The organism is Amedibacillus dolichus DSM 3991 (assembly GCF_000154285.1).
Taxonomy (GTDB): domain Bacteria; phylum Bacillota_I; class Bacilli_A; order Erysipelotrichales; family Erysipelotrichaceae; genus Amedibacillus; species Amedibacillus dolichus.
The window spans coordinates 67,600-87,947 of the sequence record NZ_DS483475.1 but is presented as its reverse complement, the minus strand read 5'-3'; the positions used below and the strand labels follow the sequence as shown (position 1 = coordinate 87,947).

The 20,348-nt window shown below is 38.2% G+C and carries 28 protein-coding genes and 1 pseudogene; 2 read left to right on the top strand and 27 right to left on the bottom strand.

From position 1 onward, the window contains the following. Window positions 1–5: 5 nt before the first annotated feature. The 11 genes from cmk to EUBDOL_RS05240 form a co-directional block, all read right to left on the bottom strand. Window positions 6–668 carry a (d)CMP kinase gene (gene cmk / locus EUBDOL_RS05285; protein ID WP_004799335.1) on the bottom strand — a complete coding sequence of 221 codons (663 nt, stop codon included), beginning with the start codon at window positions 666–668 and terminating at the stop codon, window positions 6–8. Next, a complete protein-coding gene (locus EUBDOL_RS05280) occupies window positions 665–1,528 on the bottom strand; it encodes a hypothetical protein (RefSeq protein ID WP_004799334.1) in 864 nt (287 codons plus the stop codon). Before EUBDOL_RS05280 ends, cmk begins: the two co-directional genes overlap by 4 nt. Before the next feature lie 127 nt (window positions 1,529–1,655). After that, window positions 1,656–2,219 (bottom strand): elongation factor P, encoded by a 564-nt coding sequence (gene efp, locus EUBDOL_RS05275; protein WP_004799332.1) that lies wholly within the window; start codon window positions 2,217–2,219, stop codon window positions 1,656–1,658. Window positions 2,220–2,325: 106 nt separating this feature from the next. After that, complete coding sequence (locus EUBDOL_RS05270; protein WP_040463229.1) at window positions 2,326–2,655, bottom strand: hypothetical protein; 330 nt, start codon at window positions 2,653–2,655, stop codon at window positions 2,326–2,328. 34 nt (window positions 2,656–2,689) lie between these two features. After that, window positions 2,690–3,079 carry a hypothetical protein gene (locus tag EUBDOL_RS05265; protein WP_040463226.1) on the bottom strand — a complete coding sequence of 130 codons (390 nt, stop codon included), beginning with the start codon at window positions 3,077–3,079 and terminating at the stop codon, window positions 2,690–2,692. Continuing rightward, the gene (locus EUBDOL_RS05260) at window positions 3,045–3,437 is read right to left on the bottom strand and encodes a prepilin-type N-terminal cleavage/methylation domain-containing protein (protein ID WP_004799325.1); all 393 of its coding nucleotides are present in this window, start codon (window positions 3,435–3,437) and stop codon (window positions 3,045–3,047) included. Before EUBDOL_RS05260 ends, EUBDOL_RS05265 begins: the two co-directional genes overlap by 35 nt. Next, on the bottom strand, window positions 3,427–3,594 hold the full coding sequence (locus tag EUBDOL_RS11445) for a hypothetical protein (RefSeq protein WP_004799323.1): 168 nt from the start codon (window positions 3,592–3,594) through the stop codon (window positions 3,427–3,429). The genes EUBDOL_RS05260 and EUBDOL_RS11445 overlap by 11 nt, the downstream gene beginning before the upstream one ends. Then, window positions 3,584–3,961 carry a type II secretion system protein gene (locus EUBDOL_RS05255; protein WP_004799320.1) on the bottom strand — a complete coding sequence of 126 codons (378 nt, stop codon included), beginning with the start codon at window positions 3,959–3,961 and terminating at the stop codon, window positions 3,584–3,586. Before EUBDOL_RS05255 ends, EUBDOL_RS11445 begins: the two co-directional genes overlap by 11 nt. Then, window positions 3,951–4,250 carry a competence type IV pilus major pilin ComGC gene (gene comGC, locus EUBDOL_RS05250; RefSeq protein WP_004799318.1) on the bottom strand — a complete coding sequence of 100 codons (300 nt, stop codon included), beginning with the start codon at window positions 4,248–4,250 and terminating at the stop codon, window positions 3,951–3,953. Before comGC ends, EUBDOL_RS05255 begins: the two co-directional genes overlap by 11 nt. A gap of 12 nt (window positions 4,251–4,262) precedes the next feature. Next, a complete protein-coding gene (locus tag EUBDOL_RS05245) occupies window positions 4,263–5,216 on the bottom strand; it encodes a type II secretion system F family protein (protein WP_004799317.1) in 954 nt (317 codons plus the stop codon). After that, complete coding sequence (locus EUBDOL_RS05240) at window positions 5,200–6,195, bottom strand: ATPase, T2SS/T4P/T4SS family (RefSeq protein ID WP_004799316.1); 996 nt, start codon at window positions 6,193–6,195, stop codon at window positions 5,200–5,202. The genes EUBDOL_RS05245 and EUBDOL_RS05240 overlap by 17 nt, the downstream gene beginning before the upstream one ends. Before the next feature lie 230 nt (window positions 6,196–6,425). Between EUBDOL_RS05240 and EUBDOL_RS05235 the strand changes: the two genes are divergently transcribed. Then, window positions 6,426–6,716, top strand: coding sequence for a transposase (locus EUBDOL_RS05235; protein WP_004798671.1), 291 nt, complete (start codon window positions 6,426–6,428; stop codon window positions 6,714–6,716). Then, entirely contained in the window at window positions 6,713–7,603 is an 891-nt protein-coding gene (locus EUBDOL_RS05230) for an IS3 family transposase (RefSeq protein WP_328284343.1), read from the top strand. Before EUBDOL_RS05235 ends, EUBDOL_RS05230 begins: the two co-directional genes overlap by 4 nt. Window positions 7,604–7,653: 50 nt before the next feature. Here EUBDOL_RS05230 and EUBDOL_RS05225 read toward each other — a convergent pair. The 16 genes and pseudogenes from EUBDOL_RS05225 to murC form a co-directional block, all read right to left on the bottom strand. Continuing rightward, window positions 7,654–7,959 (bottom strand): annotated as a pseudogene (locus tag EUBDOL_RS05225) (transposase); the annotation flags it as partial. 181 nt (window positions 7,960–8,140) lie between these two features. Beyond that, window positions 8,141–9,442, bottom strand: a complete 1,302-nt coding sequence (locus EUBDOL_RS05220; protein WP_040463223.1) for a pyrimidine-nucleoside phosphorylase — start codon at window positions 9,440–9,442, stop codon at window positions 8,141–8,143. Window positions 9,443–9,447: 5 nt separating this feature from the next. Next, window positions 9,448–9,909: a dihydrofolate reductase gene (locus EUBDOL_RS05215; RefSeq protein WP_004799309.1), complete on the bottom strand. Its 462-nt coding sequence runs from the start codon at window positions 9,907–9,909 to the stop codon at window positions 9,448–9,450. Beyond that, complete coding sequence (locus tag EUBDOL_RS05210) at window positions 9,906–10,598, bottom strand: pseudouridine synthase (RefSeq protein ID WP_004799307.1); 693 nt, start codon at window positions 10,596–10,598, stop codon at window positions 9,906–9,908. Before EUBDOL_RS05210 ends, EUBDOL_RS05215 begins: the two co-directional genes overlap by 4 nt. A 1-nt stretch (window position 10,599) precedes the next feature. Next, on the bottom strand, window positions 10,600–12,270 hold the full coding sequence (locus EUBDOL_RS05205) for an oligosaccharide flippase family protein (protein ID WP_004799306.1): 1,671 nt from the start codon (window positions 12,268–12,270) through the stop codon (window positions 10,600–10,602). A gap of 12 nt (window positions 12,271–12,282) precedes the next feature. After that, window positions 12,283–12,840, bottom strand: a complete 558-nt coding sequence (locus EUBDOL_RS05200) for a hypothetical protein (RefSeq protein ID WP_004799304.1) — start codon at window positions 12,838–12,840, stop codon at window positions 12,283–12,285. Between the two features lie 72 nt (window positions 12,841–12,912). Next, window positions 12,913–13,077: a DUF1540 domain-containing protein gene (locus EUBDOL_RS11220; protein ID WP_004799302.1), complete on the bottom strand. Its 165-nt coding sequence runs from the start codon at window positions 13,075–13,077 to the stop codon at window positions 12,913–12,915. 46 nt (window positions 13,078–13,123) lie between these two features. Then, complete coding sequence (locus tag EUBDOL_RS05195) at window positions 13,124–13,297, bottom strand: sporulation protein Cse60 (RefSeq protein WP_004799300.1); 174 nt, start codon at window positions 13,295–13,297, stop codon at window positions 13,124–13,126. A 28-nt stretch (window positions 13,298–13,325) separates the two neighbouring features. Next, window positions 13,326–14,180: a 4-hydroxy-tetrahydrodipicolinate synthase gene (gene dapA / locus EUBDOL_RS05190; protein WP_004799298.1), complete on the bottom strand. Its 855-nt coding sequence runs from the start codon at window positions 14,178–14,180 to the stop codon at window positions 13,326–13,328. Further along, the gene (locus EUBDOL_RS05185) at window positions 14,177–14,758 is read right to left on the bottom strand and encodes a dipicolinate synthase subunit B (RefSeq protein WP_004799296.1); all 582 of its coding nucleotides are present in this window, start codon (window positions 14,756–14,758) and stop codon (window positions 14,177–14,179) included. Before EUBDOL_RS05185 ends, dapA begins: the two co-directional genes overlap by 4 nt. Next, window positions 14,748–15,491, bottom strand: a complete 744-nt coding sequence (locus EUBDOL_RS05180; RefSeq protein WP_040463217.1) for a hypothetical protein — start codon at window positions 15,489–15,491, stop codon at window positions 14,748–14,750. The genes EUBDOL_RS05185 and EUBDOL_RS05180 overlap by 11 nt, the downstream gene beginning before the upstream one ends. Window positions 15,492–15,579: 88 nt before the next feature. Next, window positions 15,580–16,812, bottom strand: a complete 1,233-nt coding sequence (tyrS, locus tag EUBDOL_RS05175; protein ID WP_004799293.1) for a tyrosine--tRNA ligase — start codon at window positions 16,810–16,812, stop codon at window positions 15,580–15,582. Between the two features lie 265 nt (window positions 16,813–17,077). Continuing rightward, the gene (locus tag EUBDOL_RS05170; RefSeq protein WP_004799290.1) at window positions 17,078–18,073 is read right to left on the bottom strand and encodes a LacI family DNA-binding transcriptional regulator; all 996 of its coding nucleotides are present in this window, start codon (window positions 18,071–18,073) and stop codon (window positions 17,078–17,080) included. Between the two features lie 3 nt (window positions 18,074–18,076). After that, on the bottom strand, window positions 18,077–18,616 hold the full coding sequence (locus EUBDOL_RS05165; RefSeq protein ID WP_004799288.1) for a hypothetical protein: 540 nt from the start codon (window positions 18,614–18,616) through the stop codon (window positions 18,077–18,079). Beyond that, window positions 18,609–18,992, bottom strand: a complete 384-nt coding sequence (locus EUBDOL_RS05160) for a DUF948 domain-containing protein (RefSeq protein ID WP_050750077.1) — start codon at window positions 18,990–18,992, stop codon at window positions 18,609–18,611. The genes EUBDOL_RS05165 and EUBDOL_RS05160 overlap by 8 nt, the downstream gene beginning before the upstream one ends. 49 nt (window positions 18,993–19,041) lie before the next feature. Further along, on the bottom strand, window positions 19,042–20,346 hold the full coding sequence (gene murC / locus EUBDOL_RS05155; RefSeq protein ID WP_004799285.1) for a UDP-N-acetylmuramate--L-alanine ligase: 1,305 nt from the start codon (window positions 20,344–20,346) through the stop codon (window positions 19,042–19,044). Window positions 20,347–20,348 lie beyond the last annotated feature (2 nt).

The window sequence follows — 20,348 nt, the reverse complement described above, 5'->3', positions numbered from 1 at the left end:
GCCTCCTATCCTAGCTTTGCGGATATATAGCTTTGAATTGCAATAACGACCTCATCAATCGACATGGCAGAAGTGTCGATTTCAAGTGCGTCCTCTGCTTTTTTTAAAGGCGAGGTCGCACGATGAGTGTCTTGATAATCCCTTGTTTCGATATCCTTATAAATGACATCGTAATCCGCTTCGATTTGTTTATCTAAATATTCCTTATAACGACGCTTTGCTCGTGCCTCAACACTGGCAACCATGAAAATTTTAATCTCCGCATCAGGCAAGACAACTGTACCGATGTCTCGGCCATCTAAAATATACCCTTTATTTGCTGCAATTTTTTGTTGTAGATTCACCAAATGTGCCCTTACCTTCGGAAATGCCGATACGTTGCTGGCCATCATAGAAATATCGTTTTGACGGATTTCCGTAGATACGTCCTCTTGGTTGATAAATACATGTCCATCGGAATCAAAGGCGATTTCCATCTCTTTCATCATCGCTACCAACGCATCTTCGTCCTTTTGATCGACGTGATGAAGTTTAGAATAATAGCCCACACAGCGATACATTGCACCGGTATCCAAATGAGCATAGCCTAATTCCTTTGCTAAAATTTTCGCAATGGTACTTTTTCCAGCCGCACTTGGACCGTCAATGGCAATATTAAAACGGATCATGACAGCATTCCACCTTTCCAAATATAATAAGCAATAAAGCCAATAATAGCTAATAAAATAAAAATCAAAAATGCAAGAATGAAATTTAAAATACGATTGTTTTTCTCAACACCATCGGATAAGTCTGTCAGTTCTTCTTCATATTCGTCCATTTGAACGCGAAGCTGCTGAGTTTCCTCCATTAGTTTGCGATGCATTGTATCGTTTTCAAAATTCGTTTCTTCATTATCTATATCTTCTGTATCCTCACTTACAGCTGTTTCCTCATCTGCCGTTGGCAATGGCTGTGTCTTTTGCAAAGATTCTACCATATCCTCAAGAGAGGTCTGTGAATTTGTATCATTATCGAGCAACATTTCGGTAGTAGCATATAGATCCTCATGTTCTACAGAAGCCTGAGAAGAATTGTTATCATCTTCGACAAGATTGGCAACTGCCTGTGCAAGATCAGAAGGAACAGCCTCCTTGATATCTTCAATCTGTTCGACATAATGTGCTCGTTTTGCACGATTGGCAGCACTTAGCTGTGATAAAATATCAATTTGGGTATCCTCGTTTTCACGAGTTCCTTTTTTTATATTATATTCACGTACCTCACGAATAAAATCATCTAAATATTCATTGGTAAAAGTATCCTCGACATCGCTAGCTTCCCTTTGCTGCAGCGGTTCGTTTTTTTCACGCTTCGGTGTGGTTTCGTTTTCAATATTGGCACGCTTTAAAATCGAAGAATCAAATTTTTTCAACGCCTCCTGCTGCTCACTGCTCATTGCATCGCGCGATACATCACTGATTGCATTTTCGGTTTCTATTGATTTTCGAAGCTCTGCGTATTTTTTTACACGTGAAAGTTTTTCCATGAAAAGCCCTCCTAATTCTTAAGTTTAATTATATCAAAAAGCCCGCTGCTTTTGTATCATTATCCGCATTTTTATACGAAAAAAAGAACGATACGGTAATTTTGTTCCCGCATCGTTTTAAAAAACATTAATCTTTGGCTCTTCCGGAATATTTTCCATCGGAAGTATTGATTAGGATAATTTCATCTTGTGAAATGAAAAGCGGCACCTTTACCTCTAAGCCGGATTCTACTACTGCATTTTTGCTAGCGGCGGTTGCGGTATCGCCTTTTACAGCCGGCTCACATTCGACAACGCGTAAAGCAACTTTATCCGGTAAAATAATACCGAGAATTTCCGATTCATACATGGAAATATTCACATTATCATTTGCTTTCAGGAAATTAATTTCCCACTTTAAGCGTTCTTTGGCAATTTCAATCTGTTCATAAGTTTCATTATCCATAAATACAAGTGCTTCATCTGTATCATATAAATACTGCATTTCACGTTTGTCAATCAAAGCGGGAGTAACCTTATCTCCCCCACCCCATGACAATTCTACATTGGCTCCTGTCCTTAAGTTTCTTACCTTTGCCTTTACAACCATCGCAGAACGAGCTGTCTTATTTTGACTTTGTTCAAGAATGGTATAAATCTCACCGTCCTGTTGAATGGTCATACCCGGCTTTAAATCATTGGAACTGATCATACTCTATTCACCTTTCTCTTTTTATATCCTATCCTATTGTAATCAATTTCTCTTATTTGTCAAATCCTTTTGTAGTCAAAAAAGCCTGCTAAAGCAGTAGAAAACATCATTGCAGGCTTTTGAAGCGTCTGTTTCCGGCATAAAGCTCTATGGCAACAAAAACAGATAGATATATATACCAAAACAAAACATAGGAAAGCGACACCTGCCAAAAATACAACAGAACAAGAAAGAACAGCGTAAGTATCAACGCAATCCCATAATCCTTCCATTCCAATGGTTTACAATTCGCCTTTCGATAAATGTGCGAAAGTGGTAGTAAGGAAAGTGCAAAGAAAGGAATCAGTCCATATACAACGGAAGTTACAAACATCAAAACATTACCAAGCAGCAGAAAACAGCTAAATATTAAGCAGCTAATCAAAACAGTAAGCATAGCATACCTCCATCTTTAATATGCGCGCCAAAATCTAAATATATTCATAGCTCATGATTTCATCGGCATCATTTAGCATACAAACAATTGTATGATGTTGATAGCGAATCTTGATTTCATTTTCCGATCTGCTAAAGACAATCGTTTCTCCATGATATACCTCCTGCCAATGTGTCGTGCTTTCTTCCTCTGTAAGTTCTTCTCCTTCAACGATATTTTCATCAGTTTCTTGCTTGGCAATTTGTGATTTGATTGACTGCAAGATATAAAGATCAATTGGTGAATCTGCCATTGCAGCATTTTGAAGGGTCGTAATGCGCAAGGAAAATAAGGAAATTGTCATAAGCACGATTTGTAAAACAATCAACGCATAAACACTGATAAATCCCTTATTCCCGATAGGTAAGCAGCGCATGCTTTTCATCTTGTTCTCGCCTCCAATATAAATAAATTTGGTTTCCCTTTTGTTTGAAATGGATTGCATCAAGATCCTTTAAATAAATAATATAACCTTCTTGGCGTACTAAACGATGATTGTGGAGAAGAAGCTTTGCTTCATTTCCATGATAGCGAAATGTAAGCTTATCTTCATCGACCTGAAGATGATAGCTTTGTGCTAAAAGCAATCGTAATTGACGAATACCTAAAATATCCTCGCTTATATAAGAGGGTTCTTGAATTGAAAGGAGTGGTTTTAAAATTCCGGTAAGTAGCAAAAGACTAATAGCAATACAAAACATTGCGACAAGCATTTCCAGCAATGTATAGCCCTTACGATTCATAGATTTCCCTTATCTCCTCATCATGAAACCAATCGCGTTTCACGCTATCACGCTGATGCAGTGCCAAAGCGCACCTGAAGATCAGTGCGGTTAGCAGCATACAAAGCATGAAGAATAAGCAGCTTTCCAATAAAATCATTCCCTTTTTATCGAACATACAGCCTTCCGCTTCCTAATTCTACAACAATTACGCGTTGTTCACTTCCTATGGCACAGGTGATGGAGAGCGCTTTGGAGGGATTGCCAAAAGTATTAAAATGAAATTGATGATAGCCGCAATCGGTCGATAGCTTTAAGGAAGCCCCATCAATGCTCATGCGATTGCCTTGGAAATCTACAAAAACTCTCCTTTTTTGCGTCATAGCGGTTGTTTGTGCTTGTAAAAGTCTTTCATAAATACTTTGACTCCAATAGGTTGTATTCTCTTTTAAAGAGCGATAAGAAAAAGCAAATAGCAGCGTGAGCATGCTTAAAATCGATAAAACAACGAGCATTTCTACTAATGTATAGCCCTTATTTTGCATACGCCTGTCCATCGCGAATCTGAATGCTTGCGCCATCGGGACAACGCTTTTGACTTTCTTTCAAATAGCCACCCTTAATCAATTGAGAAATGTTTGTAGGTGGTACGAGATGGTCGATTTCATATAACAGAATCTGTGCATTCACAACTTCAACCAACGCTTCACACCCTTTTTTACGAATAATATCTTCTTTTTGTTGAATGTTTGGCAGCGTCAATAAAAATATCAGGGCAATAATCGAAAGTACGATCATCATTTCCAAAATGGTAAAACCTTTTTCATTTTTCATTTTTTTCTCCTTTCACATGTTCTCTAGCATACTTAGAGGAACAAGCATGATTTGATAAACTAAGAAAACAACCAAACCGACAAAGCTATAAGCAATAAGTTGAATCCAAATACTTACTTTTTTTAATTGCTTTTGCCATTGATGAAGCTGTTGCTTTTGGTACCCTTCCAAAAAATCATCTAGGCGATTACTTGCCATGCCGATTGGAAAGATTTGCAAAAAGCGAGAAGTAAAGCATTCTAGCTGCATAAGGCTTTGATATAGCTCATTGCCTTCCGAAAGCAGTTGATTTAAACGCTTCATATACATACTGAATAGTTGCTGTTTTGCTAAGGTATCGAAATAGCACATCATTTGCTGCGTGGAAATCCCACAACGTTGTAGTTGAAGAATATAGGTTGCAAAGCGATAAGAAAGATATTCTTTAACCGGTTTTATGGGATATTTCATGAGCAATCGAAGAAGCAGCGGTTTGTGGGAATAAAGATACAGCAATGCAATGCCCATTAGCACTAGAAGGAATACGAATAGCAGGCATATAGAACGAACAAGCTGCACCAACAACGATAATGTCTTAAAATCATTCATATCGGAAAATGTCTGCATCATAGTTGGAATAATGGCATTGGTAAAAAAGAATAGTAAAACAAATGCAGAAAGCAGCAGTACACAAGGATAGACAGCACTTTTTTTCAAGGTACTTTTGATATTCTCAAAGGCTGCGCTAAGCTGAACGGACTGTATGATGGCATCTTCTAAGGGAAGCAGCTTCACAAAGAAGCGGACATGCTCATAAAAACTGCCTTGTCCATCGCAAAAAAGTGCATCGCTTACCTTATAGCCTTGCTTCAAACGTTGTTTGATGGTTTCACTAGGAAGCTCAAGAAAATCCAATGCTACTTCTAAGGGATATCCATTGCGTAAGATATGTGCTAAAAATTCCCATTCATCAAGGGGTATTTTCAAGGTCGATGAGTGCTGCCTCTTTACTGATCCATTGGCATTCGACTGCTTCTTGAATCTTATCAAAAATGGTGGCATGCGTGTTAGACAGTTCCTTTTTTTGAAGGTAGTATTGCAGCTCATCAAGTTCCAAAATCTCATAAATACAAACCCTCCCCTCTGTTTGTAAAGACGGATATAAACGCTGTGCGCAAACAGCAGTCAAGGTATGCAACAGCTCCTCATTGGAAATTCCGAATTCATTGAGGCGTTTGATTGCTTCGCTGCAGCACTTGGCATGCAATGTTGTAAACACCATATGCCCACTTAATGCACAGCGAAGCACCATTTGGGCAGTGCTAGGATCGCGGACCTCACCGATCATGATAACGTCCGGGTCATGACGCAAAAGCTGACGTATCCCCTGCTCGTATGTAAAATTGTTTTTTTCATTGATTTGCAGCTGTAAATAAGCATCATCATGGATTTCAATGGGATCCTCTAAAGAAACAACCTGCAGTCTATGTGTTGTGGCAATTCTTTTTAAAAGTGCATGCAGCGTTGTTGATTTTCCACTCCCCGTAGGGCCACATAAGATGCAAAGCCCGCTGCGCATACGTGTCCAACGTAAAAAGCTTTCATATTGACGCTCCTCACGGCTTAAATCTTCTAATAAAATTTCATCGTGATTGTTTAAAATACGTAAAACTCCGGTTTCCGTATCCATATTGGAAATCGTAGAAAAACGAAAATAATATGGTTTTTCTTGATAACTGAAGGTAAAATTGCCACTTTGTGGCAGGCTGGCTGCCGCTAGATCGAGATTAGCGATAAATTTTAAATAACGAAAAAAAGCCGCAGATAAAGCCATGTGTTTGATTTCCTTCATGCCATAGGCAGTTCGCAGTTGTACATCAAGCCGCTCCTTTCGCAAAACGAAATGTGCATCACTTGCATCATATTTCAGCATAAACGTAATCAATAATTCCATTTCATCATTCATATAAAATTCCTCCTTACATATATCTAATACGTAAAAAAGACAAAAAAAGTAAAAAAAGGATAAAAAAACACTCACAAAGAGTGTTTCAGACTGTTGACAAAGTGGTACTCCAAATAGAGTATCGCTTTTCTGATGCTAGAATAAAAACCGTATCAGTTAAATGTGAGAGTTAAAGCATCTTATGGTATACTGTCATAAATTATTAACACAGAAAGAAGAGGAATTTAATTATGGCTAAACCTACATTTACAGATGAATTTAAACAAGGAGTTGTTCAGTATGTACTTGATCATCCTGATGAATCTAAACTTTCTATTGCTAAACGTTTTGACATTGCTGACAGTACTGTTCATAAATGGGTGAAAGATGCTGATAAAAATAATGGTACTATTGTTTCCAGAGGTTCTGGTAATTTCTCTAGTGATGAAGCTAAAGAAATTGCTCGTTTGCGTAAGGAGCTTAAAGATACACAGGATGCGCTTGATGTCTTAAAAAAGGCTATTGGCATACTGGGAAAATAACGAAACAGGAACTTTATTATCAAATCAAAATAAAAAAGCAGAATGATAATAATGCTTCGATTTCCGGTATGCTCGATAAACTTAATGTCAGTAAATCAGGATATTATGATTATGTTAACAGAAAACCTTCTAAACAAAAAGTTAGAAAACAGGAACTCAGTAAAAAAATAAAAGCAATTTATGAGGAATCACATGAAATTTATGGAGCACCGAAAATAACTGTAAAACTGAATCAGTCAGGAATAAAAGTCAGCGAAAAATATGTGGGCAATATTATGCGTGAGATGGGTATTAAAGCCCATTATATCAGACCATGCACAATAACCACTAAGGACAGTGATTTTTCATCAAAACTGAAGAATATTCTAAAACGTAATTTCAATCCTGAAAAGCCGAATTCAGCCTGGTGTACAGATATAACCTATATTTGGACACAGGAAGAAGGATTTGTGTATCTGACAAGTATAATGGATTTATACTCAAGAAAAATAATAGCCTGGAAACTAACAAAAACAATGGAAGTAGAGGAAGTATTAAAATGTCTGGAAGAAGCAAAAAGGAGGAGAAAAACAGATAATCCGGTAGTAATACACAGTGACAGAGGTGTTCAATTCACATCAAAAAAATACTATAATCTAACGGTAGGAATGATCGGCAGTTACTCTAAAAAAGGGAATCCATGGGATAATGCATGCATAGAATCATTTCATGCATTGATAAAAAGAGAATGGCTAAACAGAAAAAAGATAAATGACTATTCAGAAGCCTATCAGATGGTATTTGAATACATAGAAGGATTTTACAATACAGTAAGAATACATTCTCATTGTGATTACCAATCTCCAAACAAATATGAAAAAAACTACTACCAGAATAATTTAAACTAAAAATTGAAAATTCTTATATTTTAGTTGTCCGAAATCTTGACATAGTACCAATAATTTGGTACTTGTTCATCCATGGAGATTCCTAAAAACCACCGATATGCCAAATTTACCTGAATTTCTTTACAGGTCTTTCTCATAGAGCCTATTCCAAACACGATATTTATAAAAAGCATTTTAAAAAGTACCACAGGATCAATACTTGGTCTGCCAAAATCGCTATATAGATGTTCTACCAAAGGATAGATAAAACTCCAGTCTATACAGGATTCTAGTTTTCGTACTTCATGATCTTGTGGTACTAATCCTTCTATTGTATTCAATATGATCGTATCATTTTTACAATTTCTTCTTGTCATTGCCATATGGTATCACTCCTAATTTACCCTTCATTATTATACTATTTTTGGCATTATAAAAGGCAAAAAGAGTCATATGGTTTTGGGTAAATTAGTCATCTTTTTGCCTTTTTTATTTTATCATATTAAAAAATGACTGTCGACCCTTTTGTCAACAGTCTCAAACACTCACAAAGAGTGTTTACATGATAATTTTATAAACCAACGGCGTTTTTGAAATCGCAGTTGATTGAATTGAGTAAGCGGCATAGAAATCCGCAAGCCATTCTTTTGACAGCTTTTTTTGTGTATGAATCGTTGCTAGTGTTTCGCCTTCACAAACATAATCCGCACATTTTTTATGCAGTACAATTCCGACAGCAGGATCAATGTTATCTTCTAATCGTATTCTTCCGGCACCTAATCGCATAGCTAACTTTCCTAAAGCAAGTGCATGGATTTCATGAATATAACCTGTTTGTTTTGCAGGGATATCAATCGTATAAGCAGCCTGAGGAAGCAATTCTACGTGCTTCAACTGATTGCTGTCTCCACCTTGTAAGGCTACCATATCCAATAGCTTATCCAATGCTTTACCGTTTTCAATTACTTCTAAAAGCATCGCTCTTGCAGTTGTATCGTCCTTTGCAAGCTTTGCCTGTTGAAGCATTTGTGAACCGGCACATAGGCATAGCTCTAAGAAATCCTTAGGTCCCTTCCCCTTAAGTGTTTCCACCGCCTCTTTTACCTCAAGTGCATTGCCGATTGCAAAGCCAAGTGGTTCATTCATATTGGAAATAAGTGCTCGGACATCTTTATGAAAATGTTTACCGATATCCAACATTGCCTCTGCTAGCTCCAAAGCCTTTTGCGGAGTTGGCATAAAAGCTCCTTTTCCATATTTCACATCTAAAAGAATGGTATCGCTGCCACATGCCAGCTTTTTAGACATGATGCTAGAGGCAATTAACGGTATGGATTGAACCGTTGCGGTTACATCGCGTAAAGCATATAGCTTTTTATCAGCCGGAACTAGATTTTTACTTTGACCGATAATGGCAAGACCTAATGTATTAACTTGATTAAGAAAGGCTTCCTCACTCATTTGAACATTAAAGCCCTTTATAGCCTCCAGTTTATCCAGTGTCCCTCCGGTATGGCCCAATCCCCGGCCAGACATTTTTGCTACTCTAGCACCACAAGCTACAACCATCGGTGTTAAAGCAAGTGTTGTTTTATCACCGACGCCACCGGTGGAATGCTTATCGCAGGTAATACCTTGAATCTTTGGTAGATCCATTCGCTCTCCGCTATTTAACATCGCCGCTGTTAAATCAGCAGTTTCTCTTGCGGTCATAGATTGTAAACAAATTGCCATCAATAAAGCACTTATTTGATAATCAGGTAATCGGTTTTCTGTGTATCCCGATACAAAATAATCAATTTCTTCCTTTGAAAGTTCAAAGCCCTGCTTCTTTTTCTCAATAATATCGAGTATTTGCATAGCCATCATCTCCGATCCTTAAAATGATATAAAACAAAGCCATTCATAGGTATTTTTTGTTTCTGTTGAAATAGCGAAAAATCCATTGGCGGCAAATAGCAATCTCCTTGGTATTCTCCGTCAATGACAGAAACATACGCTTCTGAACAAAAAGGGAATGCCTGTTGATAAATGCTAGCTCCTCCGCAAACAAACAAGGTTTTCTCACTTGTCTGCCATTGCTTTAAGAAGGCAGATAAATCTGTGCATATACGAATGTTGTCCTGCTCTTTGATTGTTTGATGTGTAACAACATGCACTACATTATCTTTTAATCGGATACTATCAAAGGTTCGCTTACCCATTAAAAGCTCATGATTTTTAATAGTTCGATAAAAATGTTTTAGATCTTCCGGGCAGTGCCATGGCAAACGGTTTTTATTCCCAATCAATCCGTTTTTATCCACTGCGACAATCATCGCAATCATTGTTTAAGCCCTCGTATTTCTTCCTCACTGAGATAACGCCACTCTCCGGGTGCTAAGCTTTTATCTAGCTGCAAAGAACCCATGGATATTCTTTTTAAATAACAAACCTTATTTCCACATGCCTGCAGCATACGCTTGACTTGATGGAATTTTCCTTCCTGTATGGTAAGATATAAGCTGTTTGCGGAAATACGCTTTGCTTGGGCTGGTAAAACATGTTCTTTGTCCAATTGAATCGTTCCGCTTTCCAAAAGCTGAAGATCCTCTGATGAAAGAGTTTTTTCGCACTCAACATAATAGGTCTTATCGACATGCTTTTTCGGAGATAGAAGCTGATGAGCAAGTTGTCCGTCGTTTGTTATCAGCAGCAAGCCTTCACTGTCAATATCTAAGCGTCCAACCGGAAAACAATTCTTAGGTAAGGGAGCATCAAAGATGTCCATGACCGTTGTATGCACACGATCCTCTGTGGCGCTGATAACTCCTTGTGGTTTATAGAGCATTAGATAAACAAGCTCATCATAAACCAACAGTTCATCATCAACATAGACACAATCCTCTTTTTGCAGCTGTCGATCCTCTTTTGTGCAAATTTCATCATTCACACGTACACGCTTGGAACGTATCAATTTTTTTACTTCTTTGCGTGTTCCAAGCTGTGCATGAGCCAAATACTTATCTAATCGCATACTATCCCCTCTTTCGTTTGCTTATCATCGTTGTTAAATCAATATGCAGCAACAGCTGAGGAAGCTGGAAGCAATAGGTAATGCCGAAGTAGACTAGTACACTGCATAAGCCGACAACAGCCAATTCGGTGAAATTGGTAACCCAGCTTCCACCATAGCCATTTATGCCGAAAAGATTGAAAAGAGTCGCAATTGCTGCCATACCACCAAGTCCTAAAACAATAAAGGCAAGCTTGCGTAAGGTATAAACCCATTGAACATGATACTGCTTCGTTAAAGCATAGATATTTAAGGAAATTAATAATGTATAGCCAAGTGCAGAGGATACAACCAACCCCGGATAGCCCAACCATTTTAAGAAGAAATAGCTAGAGCCTACCTTACAAACAGCAAATATCAATAGATTGCGTAAGCCGACACGACGAAGCCGTAATGCCATCATCAATGAAGTAATGATCGGAGCGATGGTTGAAAACAATGCCTCTAAAGAAAACCAAGCGGTAATATCTGCACCTAAGTTAAGAATATCCATTGCCTGCTTGCCACCTGCCGGATAAAGCACACCGTAAATTCCCTTGGAGAATAGAAATAAACAGAAGCAAACTGGAATACCGATATACAAAACAATGTCAATGCAATCACGAATATTTTTACGAATCAGCTTAAGATTGTTTTCCTCTAATGCTATGGTAATATGCGGAATAATTGCACTGGAAAAACCGGGAGCTAAAATCTGCGGAATATTGATGATTTTCGAAACATTGCTGTTAATGATACCGGTTATGGTTGTGTATTCCTGAAAGGTATTGCCATGTGCCAAAAGACCGCTTTTCATAAATAATGTATTAACGATCATATCCGAATAACCAAATACAGAAACCAATAGAAAGGGAACCGTTATAAAAATCAATTCTTTTATCAGCTCGGCTTTGTCCTTATTTGGCACACACTCCTGCTTTGCAGCTAAGTGTTTTAACTCGCGCAGTTTTGTACGATCATGATATTTCAAATGCAGATAAGCAACAATGGCAGAAATACTAGCGGCAGCTAAGCCTAAATAAACACCCCAAACACGATCAAGCTTTAACACATAAACCGCAAAAGCACTTGTTGCCAGCAAGAAGCCTACGCGTACAAGCTGTTCGATAATTTGAGATATTGCATAGACCTGCATTTCCTTCATTCCTTGATAAAAGCCGCGAATACTTGATAAAAATGGCACAAAGAATAAAGCAAATGAGATAATGATCAATACATTACGGGTAACACTTATATCACTGTTTCCATCTCCCATCATCAACTTTGCTAGCGGAGAGGAAAACAGAATAACGATGATCATGGTCGTAAATCCCAAAGCAATCATCAATCTGCTAGATAGCCGTTTGATTAACAAAACGGTTTTATAATCGCCACGCGAAGCATACTTGGCAACAAGAGTCGCAATCGCAAATGGAAAACCTGCCGTAGCAATCATTAACAGGTAGGCATAGATATTATAACCTAAGCCGTAATTGGCAAGATTCTCACTACCTGCCCCACCCAAAATAATGGAATAGGGGGACATATAAAATAAACCGATAAATTTGGACAGAAAAAGACCGGCAGCGGAAATAAGCCCACCGGCAATCAACGATTGACTCCGCGATGACATCGTTTTTCTATTCTCACTCATATTTTAAAAACCTCACTCTTCACTTCGTACTCTGGTTTCTTTCTCACCCACAGCGGTATCATCTGCTTCTAAAGCAAAATGTACATTAAAAAACACACGCTGTTCCTTCAGCAAGGCACTGTCTTTCCAACAAACCATGACCTGTAAAGTAAACTGACTTTCGGTGGAAATTCCTTCTAAAACAAACCCACGATAAAATCCCTTTTGGGGATTGGATTGATAAGGGACCATGTGAAAGCTCTCTTGAGCATCTGCCCCTAAAATCCCAAGGCAGGGGTGCACGTTGGTATTGCTGTCAAGTTCGGGATTAACAGCGATGGCAGTAATATTATACATAGCAACACTTGGGTCAAAGATTGCAATTTCGTATTCATAGGTATCATCTTCCATTTTATACACATGAAAATCATAATCAAAAGGAATCATAGTGGATTCGATCCCTTGATTACTGATAACAGCATCAATATAGCTTTCATAAGTTTTCATGCTTTCTTCATCACCGGTACGAGGATAGCTACAGCCCATCAACAAAACGGCAGCGACAAGACACAGCACGCCAAATTTGCGCATGAAATCACCTCGCTAGTATTATAACATACAACTGAAAAATACCAAAATGAAAACGACCCATAGGTCGTTTCGTTAGCGTTCGATTTTATTACGAAATGATTTACACTCCGTTTCACTGCAACGATGCGGCAATACGCAATTATCACAAGCAACGGAAATCGTTTCTGCTTCACAACGATTATCCTTATGATAAACACAGCTTGCCACACTGCATAAAATCTCGGTTTTTTTCTGCATTTTCAACACCTCCGTACTGCTAGTATGGTAAATATGTGCAGAATTATCATAAATAAATCAAAAGCACCGTAAATAGCGTCAGTGTATCCTCTTCATCTTCTAGTATATCGGTAGAAAGCTTGATATCACAAACGCGTATATCCGCATGCTCTTGCAAAAATGTATTTATCACCTCGCTTAAATCATCTTCATCTTCTTCTTGAAAAACCTTTACTCGCATCATATCCCCTTTTTCATTATTGCATATCCTATGAAAGAAGATTGTCGTTTTTTTGAAGCCATTGATCAATGAAACGCTGTTTTTCAGCATCAATTTCCACTAGGGGCAGGCGTACCTTTGGTGTACAAAATCCTTTGCGATACAGCATATATTTTACCGGTGCAGGAGAAGCATCGCAAAAGCATAAGGCAGCACATTCCTTACATATCGTACCTGCAGCTTCCTTCCCCATTAACAACTCCCGCATATTGGGAAGAATGATATGCGACATAACCGAAACAATACCACACATTCCACAAGCTATGCCTTCTTTTACTAAGCTGTCCTCTCCGCTATAAACCTGAAAAGAAGGATATATGGCATGAAGCTCTTTAATCAATGTTAAATCACATGAGGCATGCTTTAATGCTTTGATATTTGCACAATGTTCAATTAAATAACAAATACTTTTAAGCTCCAAGCCAACACCGCATCGCTTTGGCACATTATACAGCATGACAGCATGCTTTGTAGAATGTGCGGCTTTTTCAAAATGTTGACATAAACCTGCTTGATTCGGTCGATTATAATACGGAACTACTAGCAACACGCCCTGTATGGCTTTTTCCTCTACCTCTTTTAAGGCTTCGATGGTTGTTTGCGTATTGTTGGTGCCACAGCCATACCATAGTTCTACGCGTCCTTGATTACATTCGATTACCGTATCTAAAACATGCAATCGTTCTTGCTTGCTAAGGGTCGCAGCTTCTCCGGTTGTTCCACAGATTACAAAGCCATCAACGCCTTTTTTGATTTGATCCTTCACCAAACATATAAGTGCCGTATCATCAACATTTCCGTTTTTATCAAATGGTGTGATAAGTGCTGTTAATATCTTTTTCATTGCTTACTCCCTAACAAAAGCGGTTGTAGTTGTTTGTTGATAAGTGCTTGATCTAAGGATTCCTCTAACAGCTCCCATTTTGCTACCACACTTCGTTCCTTCTGAAATGGAGCATCTTGACGAAACGGAATTGCATAAAACTGTTTGAATGACAATAACTTCATAATATTTACACCGCTGATGCCTAAGCCATCATTCGTTGCAATACCGAATACGATATTTTTCCCGTTTCGTAGCATCGCTTTTGCCGCAAGTGTGATCGGGTGATCGTAGATTCCGTTTGCCAGCTTAGCAGCCACCGTTGCACTCATAGGCGCAATTACCATGATATCCTGTTGATTTGACGGACCGATTGCTTCTGCCTCAATGATCGTATGCCAAACCTTATGGGTGCTAATTGTCTCCAATGTCTTTAAAAATTCGTCGTGCTTAAAAAAACGTGTATCACAGGTATAGACATTTTCGCTGACAATAACTTGTACGTCATTATCCATACAAAGCTTTTTTAGTTGCTTTAAAATCGCCTGATGATTGCAAAAGGAACCACAGATTCCAAATAGAATATGTTTATTTTTCACAAAGCTTCCCCCTTATAAAACGATAAATAATATTCCCTGCTGTAATGCTTGCATATTTCGCAGGTATGTTTTTCATTTTCTTAACTTGAATCCCTTTCTGTTTTGCATAATCAAGATCAATGACCTGCGGTGTTGCGATATCAAAAATAATCGGATACGTTCTCCATCGCTGCATTCGCTCCTTATTCAACACTTCACCAACCGCTGTATGAATAATTATGTCATTTGGTTGATCCCATTTTGCTAATGGAAAGAAATCCCCTTCTTGTTGACAGCTTCTGCGAATGACACGCACCTCCATTTGTAAATGTTTCAGCATTTCATAAATCGCTTTTCCGCAATAGCCATATCCAACGATATCAACTTTTAAGTCATAAATGCTTCTTGCACTGCAGCTAAGGATTTCATTTAATATTCCCTCAGCAGTTAAAATAGCATTCTCTTGAATAACGATTTCCTCCAGCATATAAAAGTAAATTTGATGAAAATGGGTTTTTAGTTCTGCATCGTAAAGACCACTGAACACGATAACATTTTCTTTCATTTTCTTTATATCCGAAAGCAGAATATCCGTTTCCATCAATCCATGAATCGGTAAGATGCAGACATCAATTTTGTTACTGCAAGATAGAAAATCTGCTCTATTACAAATGAATTGAACATGATAATCCTTAGCCAATTGATCTGCTACCTGCTGCATTCGCTCATCTTTGCATACTACTCCTATGAACAATGTTTCCCCTCCCTAGGCTATACTATGAGCAGTTTTCTAATTTGACAATCAATAAAAAAGAGCCTGCAACGCAAGCTCCTGATATAGTTTATTTCTGTGTAATTACAAAATAGTTTCGTTTTCCACGTTTGATCAATGTATCCTTATGACAAAGGGCATGCTCACTTGATACAACAAAGTCTACATCGGTAATTTTTTCACCGTTTACCTGAATAGAATTTCCCTTGATCCATTCTCTTGCTTCTCGTTTACTTGAGGCGATCCCACTGGAAACCAAAGCTTCTGTTAATGTGATATGATCCGCTACTTCACGTTTTTCAAAGCCTTTTAAGGCATCTGATGCTTCTTCTGAGGATAATGTTTTCACATCACCTTTGAACAAAGCTTCGGAAATTTTGATTGCTTTGTTATATTCGTTTTCTCCATGCAAGAAGGTTACAACCTCTTTAGCTAATGCTTTTTGTGCTTCACGAAGATGAGGGGCTGTTTTTACACATTCCTCTAAGGTATCAATTTCTTCTTTTTTCAAGAAGGTTAACTTTTTAAGATAGTCAATGACCTTTTCATCTTCGGAATTTAATAGGAATTGATACATTTCATAAGCAGAGGTTTTGTTTTTATCCAACCAAACCGTTCCGGTTTCACTCTTTCCGAATTTCGTTCCATCGGCTTTGGTAATCAATGGCATGGTCAAACCATAGCATTCAACATCGGCACCATGCTTTTTACGAATCAACTCTAAACCACTGGTAATATTTCCCCACTGATCCTGTCCGCCGATTTGCAATGTACAGCCTTTTTCTTCATAAAGATGTAAGAAGTCATGTGCCTGTAGGATCATGTAAGAAAATTCTGTATAGCTAATGCCGGATTCCAAACGACGTTTAACGGTTTCCTTATTCATCATATAGCTAACATTAAATAGCTTACCAATGTCGCGCAAAAAATCAATGATCGTGATATCTTTTGTCCAATCAAGATTATTTACCATTTCAAAGCCAAACAATTCTTCAATCTGCTTGCTTAAGCAGTGATAGTTATGCTCCAGTACCTCTTTGGTAAGCATGCTGCGCTCTCCGGTTGCTTTAGGATCTCCGATAAAGCCGGTTGCCCCTCCAACAAGCATCAAGGGGTGATGACCATGCTCCTTTAAACGCTTTGCACATAGCAAACTGGAATAATGTCCGATGTGTAGACTATCACCGGTTGGATCGGTTCCGATATAAAAGGTTAATCCTCCGTTGTTTAATTTTTCCTCTAATTCCGGACTGGTAACGTTATCAATCAGTCCTCGCCATTTTAATTCATCAAATAACTTCATGCTCTAATCCTTCCTCCAAATAAAAAACGCCCCTTTCCAAGGGCGTTAAACATACGCGGTACCACCTTAGTTTACCTGACTGGCAGGATACTCTATCTCGTAACGTGAGTAACGGTCTTACTTTGCATAAGACTGCTCCAAGGTGTATGCATGATTTCCATCTACGGTTTTTCACCAACCAACCGTCTCTCTGCGCATTTTCATCATGCTCTTTTCTTTTCATCGCATTGTCTTTAGTATAAAAAGCTTTTTATGATTTGTCAATCTATTTTGTTGATTTTCGCGGAGTGAAAATATAGCTTAACTCTATTTCTTTATCGCTCACTTCATTTTCTTCATGCAGCATTTTTGTCAATAGACGCATAGCTACCGCACCTAGATCGTAATCCGGAATTTTAAATCCGGAAATTTGCGGACGAGCCATCGCATTGTATTTGCTATCAAGAATACATACTAGCTCCATTTCCTCCGGAATCGAAATTCCTGCTTCCTTTGCTGTGTTCATGACAGCCATAGCTTGGGAATCACGATACGTAATGACAACCTCCGGACGATTTTCCTTAGTTAAATATTCCTTTAAAAACAAGTAGCTGGAGCGATATTCTTTTGGAATTTCAATATAATTTTCGAATGTCATGCCATTTTCTTCAAAAGCTCTGGTAAGCCCTTCACGCAGCTGTTTGATCATGGCAGGATTCTTACGATCCTCAATTAAAGCAATCTGCTTTTTCCCCTGTTTGATGCAGTCGCAAGCGTAATCAAAAGCCAGCTTAGCATAATCGACATAGACAGATCCTACGGTTTCATCACTCATACGATTTCCAATGACTACGATTGGTACCTGATAGCGAGTTAATTGATTTAATTCTTCTTTATTCAGCTTATCATTAAAAATAACAACGCCATCAACACGAGATTTGATAATATTTTCAATAATATCATTCATTTCGGTAATGCCTTCTGTTGTTGTATGAAGCATAATATTGTACTTATAAATCTTTGCTACATCAATCAGTCCGTTAATGATTTGTCCGGTATAGAAATAGCTAGCTTCCGGTACAATCAAACCAATCGTTGTTGTTTTGGATAATGCCAATCCTTGTGCAATCGCATTAGGTTTATATCCTAGCTTTTCAATTGCTTCCTGTACCTTGATTCGTGTATCCTCGCGAACAACTTCACTGCCATTGATAACGCGGGAAACCGTAGCTAGTGATACATCGGCTTCTTTTGCTACATCGTAAATGGTAATTCTCTTCATAATTTAATCCTCCTGCTCGTCCTCATCTAAAACATGCTTTAAGCCTTCATAGGCGCGCTTTGCAACCGATAAGGTTCCCTTCTTTAATTTTTTTATACCGCTTTTCACACGTTCATCTTGACGCACCTGTTCGATGGTATCACTGATTCCGTCAACAACTTTGGATACGTGTTCGTTTTGAAGCAAATCCTCTACCCCGTTATTGAAATCATCAACCATCTTAGCGCCGAAAGCCTTTGCTTTTTGCTTTCCCGCATGCACATCATCTCGCTCTTGAAAGGCATCTATTTTTTCTTTTGCCTGTGCTAATAGCCTAGCGCTTTCTTGCTTTACTCTAGCAAAATAAATAGCCGCCTCCTCATTTGAAGCATTATTTTTCAGCCATTCACGAAAATCTCTGTATAGCCGTGAAATTTGTTCAAGAACATCATCGACGATACGTTTGCTTTCTTCGTTCTCATCTTCCGCTAGTGTGATAATATTAAATTTGGTTTCCTGTTCTGCGGCATCAATATTTTCTTTAAAATCGTGTGTATTATTCATGGGATATATCCTCACTTGTTTCTGCATCGCTACTGCTCTTGTTTGCTTTTCCTAAAAACCAATCTTTAATCACTGAAAAATTCTCAATGATCGTTACCAGTGTTGAACGAACCGCATGCTTTCCCGCCTCATGAACATAATCAACGGTTTCACTTAATTCGTTTAAGGTATTCAGTGGTTTATCCAAAGCATTTAGCTGTCTTTCGGTGGTATCTAATGTCGCTTTTAAGCTTTGTACGGTTTTGTTTGCTTCCTTTACTACGGTAATCAGGTGCTTAAAGAAAATCGCAAGATAAACCAAGACAATACAACCGATAATCGGCAGCGCAGTGCTTGCTACCTGACTTGTTAATTCAAATAATTCATTTAATCCCATCAAAACACCTCGCATTCTATTTTAACGCATATTGTAAACTTTTACAACACTATTGAAAAGTTTTTACAATATTTTTCAATTTATAAATATCTTTACTGGACATAAACAGATAAACAGCAGGACCGCGCTTTGCCAGCATACGTGCTGCGGCTTCATCTTCCTCAATGACAACTGCTTTTTCAATCTTATCAGCTAAGTCTTGAATGGTAATATCAATACCTTCCTCCTTTGCTGCATTTTCTGGAAAGTTACACAAAAATACTTCGTCAGCTAAATTCAAGGCTTGTGCGAAACGATCCATGAAATAATAAATACGTGAATATCGATCCGGTTTGAATAACGCAATGATTTTGCGGTTTGGATATTTTGTTCTAGCTGCTTCAATCATATACTGTACAGCTGTCGGGTGGTGCGCATAATCATCAATATAAACATTGCCATGATTTTCCTCAATCGTAAAACGGCGCTTTACGCCAGGAAAGCTGGCTAGCCCTTCCTGCAATATTTGTGCACTTAAGCCCTCCATGATACCCAAGGCAATAACACCCAAGGAATTCCATAATAAAGGCTTCCCTACAAACGGTAATTTAAAACTGCCAAATACTGTATTTTGATAAATGACATCAAAAGACATACCATTCTCATTTTGAATTACATTAACTGCCCGAACGTCATTATCTTCCTCTAACCCATAGTATAGGTGCTTAGTTGTTACCTTAAGCGAGCGTACATTGGCATCATCACCAAACATCACGATTCCTTTTTTCACTTGGTTGGCAAATGCTTCGAAGGCATCACAATAATCGGCTAGATCTTTATAATAGTCAACATGATCCAATTCAATGTTTGTCAAAATCGCATAGTTTGGACGATAAGCTAAGAAATGACGTTTATACTCACATGATTCAACGATAAAATATTTGCTGTCTTGCGGCATTTCTCCGGTTCCATCACCAATCAAATATCCCGTTGGTGCAACAAGGCTCATCATATGAGAAACCATGCCGGTGGTTGTCGTTTTTCCGTGTGTACCGGCAACCGAAACAGAGGTATATTCTTCAATCAGCTTACCTAAAAATTCATGATACCAATAGGTAGTTACCGAAGGCATGGACATTGCCTGCTTTACCTCTGGATTGCTTTCATCAAAAGCATTTCCGATGATAACAACGGAATTTTCACAAATGTTTTCCTTAGCAAATTCACGAATAACAATGCCTCGCTCCTCTAACGGTTTCTGTGTAAAAATATATTTTGCAATATCAGAACCGCTTACCTCATCTCCACGATCAGCAACAATCGTTGCTAAGGAAGCCATTCCCGATCCTTTAATTCCAATAAAATGATAATGCATAC